Origin of the sequence: Pseudonocardia xinjiangensis (assembly GCF_012911925.1) — a bacterium.
Taxonomy (GTDB): domain Bacteria; phylum Actinomycetota; class Actinomycetes; order Mycobacteriales; family Pseudonocardiaceae; genus Pseudonocardia; species Pseudonocardia xinjiangensis.
Genome location: NZ_JAAXKY010000271.1, coordinates 1 through 3,713 on the forward strand (window position 1 = coordinate 1; position 3,713 = coordinate 3,713).

Sequence of the window (3,713 nt, forward strand, 5' to 3'; positions counted from 1 at the left end):
GCCCGCCCCGGCCCTCCGCGCGCGCTGATCGTTCCGAGATGCTCCTGTTCGCCCCAGCGGGGGCGGATCCGTGGATCTCGTGGCGATCAGCGGGCCAGGGCCCGCTGGACCGTCGCCGCCACCCACCACGGCCGCAGCATCACCTCGCGCGCCCGGAACCGGAGCACGTCCCATCCGCACCGGGTGAGGTGGGCCTGCCGGTCGAGGTCGTAGAGGGCCCGTTCCGGGGTGAGGTGGTCGCGGCCGTCGTACTCCACGGCGAGGCGGGCCGCCGGGTATGCCATGTCCAGGCGGCACGGGCCGACCGGATGCTGCAGGACCGGAGCCGGGAGGCCCGCGGCCAGTAGCGCGAACCGGATCCGGCTCTCCATCGGCGACTCGGCGAGCGGGTCGGCCAGCGCCACCACCTCCGGCAGTTGCGCACTACCGCGCGCCCCGAGATGGCGATATCCCAACGGAACCAAATCGGCGGGAGCGAACCCGTGGACGTGCGCCAGGGCGTCGACCGCAACCACCGCCTCGACCAGCGGGGCTCGGCGGGCGAGGTCGAAGGCCGTGCGCAGCCGCGTGGTGACCACGACGCCGTCGCCCAACGACATGGTCTCCTCGACGGGAAGCCGATCGTGGCGCACCCACAGCCCCGGCCGGTTCTTGTGGCTCCCGCCCGCGACGACGACCTCGGCCGCCGCATCCGCCGGCCCGCAGGACGCGCCCAGCAGCTCAGCCGCGGACCAGCCTCCCAGCGCCCCACGGCCCTCGACGACGAGCAGCGCGGCGCGCGACCGCAACTCCAGGTCCACCTCGACGTCGGCCCGGACGAAGATCCCGGTGAACAGTCGACGGAAGCCGGGACCACGCAGCGCCTTCGGCGTGACGAGGCCTGCGGAGACGGCGACGGACCCCCGGAACGGCGAGCTCAGCTCGATCGGCACGACCACACCGACGACGGCCGCGCCCGCGCGGTTCCACTCACCTCCGTGATCATTCCGAGATCCGGCTGTACGCCCCCGCCGGGGCGGATCGGCGGATCTCGCGGCGATCAGCGGTGCGCGGCCAGCCACTCCCGCAGGTCTGACAGCGGGCCGTCGCGCTCGGGCTCGTTGTAGATCTCGTGCCAGAGCCCCTCGTACCAGTGCACCGTCTGGTCCGGCGAGCCGCAGGTCGACTCCAGCAGCCGCATGCCCGCGGGGTCGACGAGCTCGTCCAGGTCCCCGTGCTGCATCAGCACCGGGATCCGCAGCTCACTGGCCCGCTGGGGCAGCACGTCGAACTGGGCGAACAACGCGGACGAGAGTCCGAGCGTCGGGCGGCCGTGGTGCACCAGCGGATCGGCCTGGTAGGCGGCGACGACCTCCGGGTCCTTGCTGATCTTCGTGGGGTCGATCCCGACCGGGCGCAGCGTCGGCGCCACGAGAGCGAACGTCCGGAGCACCGCCGCGGTGGCCTTCGGCAGCGAGTTGTTGCGGAGTGCCGGGGCGGAGAGCACCAGACCGCTCAGCGAGTCCTGGTGCTCCAGCGCGTAGGCCAGCGCGATCTGGCCGCCCATGCTGTGCCCGAGCATGAAGACCGGCAGGCCGGCGTGGCGGGCCACCATCTGGCGACGGAAGGCGTCCAGGTCGGCGAGCCAGTCGTCGTAACGGACGAGGTGGGTACGCCGCCCTCCGGACCGTCCGTGGCCGCGGTGGTCGAGGCCGTAGACCGCCCACCCGTCCGGCACGACGGCGTCCTCGACGTTGCCGTAGCGGCCGGAGTGCTCGCCGAGGCCGTGGACGACCAGGAGCACGCCCGTGGGGTCCCCGGCGGGCAACCGGCCCTGCCAGTAGATCTCCACGCCGCGCGCGCCGGTGAACCTGCCCTCGACCCGCTTCGCCTGTTCCCGTGCATCGAGCCTGTCGGTCATGGCTGTCCGATGCTCAGGTCGTGGTCGGCCCGGTCGTGCGAGGCCCCGACGCCGGCCGGCTCCAGATCGACGTCGTGGCGCAGGTCGGTCTCGTCCGGCACCTCGAGGAGGATCGCGATGGGCTCGCATCCCGCCGCGACGACCGAGAGCCCGTACTCGCCGCCCGCGAGGTCCTCGATGCGGTACTCGGCGTCCGGACCGGTGTCGACCGAGTCGACGATCTCGCCGTCCTGCACCAGCGTGACACGCGCGCCCGCGACCGGGCCGTCCTCTCCGTGCACCGACCCGGACAGCGACGCCGACCGCACCAGCAGCACCTCGGTTTCGATCGGGCCGCCCGCCACCGTGATCGCGGTGGCTCCGGGCTGGTGGCCGGGGGCCGTACAGACGAGCACGAAGCTACCGGCGCCCGGGGCACGCATCTCTCCGCGCCCGTCGGCTCCTGCGACGTCCTCCGCGACGACCCGGCCCCTGTCGTCGAGCAGCGTGACCGCGACCTTGCCGGCCGGAGTACCCCCGCGGCGCACGGCACGGAACCGCACCGGCTGCGGGACTCCCTGCACCAGCGGTTCCGGCGCGGGCTCGTGCCGGCTGACCAGTTGCACCACCGGCGCACTGTCCGGACGCAGGCTGGGGTCGGCGAACCCGAACGTGCGCAGCAGTGCGAGGTCGGCGGCGGCCTGCTCGGCCGCTCGTTCGGTGGCGGACTGGCGGCCGTGGAGGGCGGCCGCATCCGCGCTCCCTGCGGTGGGGGTGTCCCCGCGCGGCGCCGGCGGGCCCGAGGTGGCGGGCACGACCGCGCGCGGCTCGGCAGCCTTAGGCCGGACGGGAGCACCCGCGGCGCCCCGCCGGCCGACGGCAGGCGCGGCGGCGGCAGGCCCCGCGCTGTCGGATGCAGCGACACGGACGGCGACGGCTCCGGACCCGGCAGGAGCCGCAGCTGTCGGCTGGGTAACGCCTGGTCCGGCACCCGGCTCGGCAGCAGCGCTCAGCCCGGCGGAAGTTGGCCCGGCAGCACCCGAACCGCCCTCGCCCGACCCGGCACCGCTCGACCCAGCAGCAGGCGAACCACCGGCTCTCGACCCGCCGGTAGCCGAATCTGAGGCGGTCGACCCGGCAGCAGTCGACCCAGCAGCAGTCGACCCAGCGGACTGCCGGGAGGCAGTCCGCCCGGCAGCAGTCAGCACGCCGCTCAACAGAGCGGTCCTCGACCCGGTGGCACTCGACCCGGCAGTACTCGGCTCTGCATCACTCGACGCGGCGCCGGCCCTGGCAGCACCCGACCCAGGAGACGACCTGCCGACGCTCGACCCGGCAGCAGTCGCATCGGCGGCACTGGATCCGGCGGCACTGGATCCGGTCGTAGTCGCCCCTGCCGTCCCCGGTTCTGCGCGAGCGGGATCGGTGGAAGCGGGCTCGGACTCCGGCGCCGGCGAGCGGACGGCTCCTCCCCGCGGGTCCGGGATCTCCTCCCGGCCGTCGGCGGTGCGGTCCCTCGGGCCGCTCCCGCCGGACGCGCCGAAGCCCGGGTCGGGGGCCGGTGCGGCGGGGGCGCTTCTCGCGTCCTCCTCGGCGTCGACGTCGGCCCAGTCCGCCCACCCGGCCCACTCGTCGGACCCGGACCCGGACCCGGAGGGCCGGTCGGTCGGCGACACCAGTCGCAGCGGGACGATCTCCACGGACGCCGGTGCCTGCCACGATCCGGTGCCGTCGCCGCCCGCGACCATCCGGGCGGCGCGGCCCCACGGGGTGTCGTCGACGGTCGGTAGCAGGGGGGCGGGTTGCTCCCGCGGGGGTTCGGCCGGGCGCGGGA

The 3,713-nt window shown here is 74.8% G+C and carries 4 protein-coding genes; 1 reads left to right on the plus strand and 3 read right to left on the minus strand.

Going from position 1 to position 3,713, the window contains the following annotated elements; genetic code table 11:
- Nucleotides 1–86: 86 nt before the first annotated feature.
- From HF577_RS40010 to HF577_RS40015, 3 genes are all read right to left on the minus strand, one after another.
- Nucleotides 87–932 (minus strand): endonuclease domain-containing protein, encoded by an 846-nt coding sequence (locus HF577_RS40010; protein WP_169400619.1) that lies wholly within the window; start codon nt 930–932, stop codon nt 87–89.
- 107 nt (nt 933–1,039) lie between these two features.
- Complete coding sequence (locus tag HF577_RS36810) at nt 1,040–1,900, minus strand: alpha/beta hydrolase (protein ID WP_169400620.1); 861 nt, start codon at nt 1,898–1,900, stop codon at nt 1,040–1,042.
- Entirely contained in the window at nt 1,897–2,694 is a 798-nt protein-coding gene (locus HF577_RS40015) for an MSCRAMM family protein (protein ID WP_169400621.1), read from the minus strand. The genes HF577_RS36810 and HF577_RS40015 overlap by 4 nt, the downstream gene beginning before the upstream one ends.
- A 610-nt stretch (nt 2,695–3,304) precedes the next feature.
- On the opposite strand from HF577_RS40015, the gene HF577_RS37760 reads away from it, so the two are divergent.
- On the plus strand, nt 3,305–3,713 hold a 409-nt coding region (locus HF577_RS37760), incomplete at its 3' end, for a hypothetical protein (RefSeq protein ID WP_211175422.1).

Coding starts and splice junctions, on each gene's coding strand:
- HF577_RS36810 (WP_169400620.1), bottom strand. CDS start 1,900: ATGACCGACAGGCTCGATGCACGGGAACAGGCGAAGCGGGTCGAGGGC.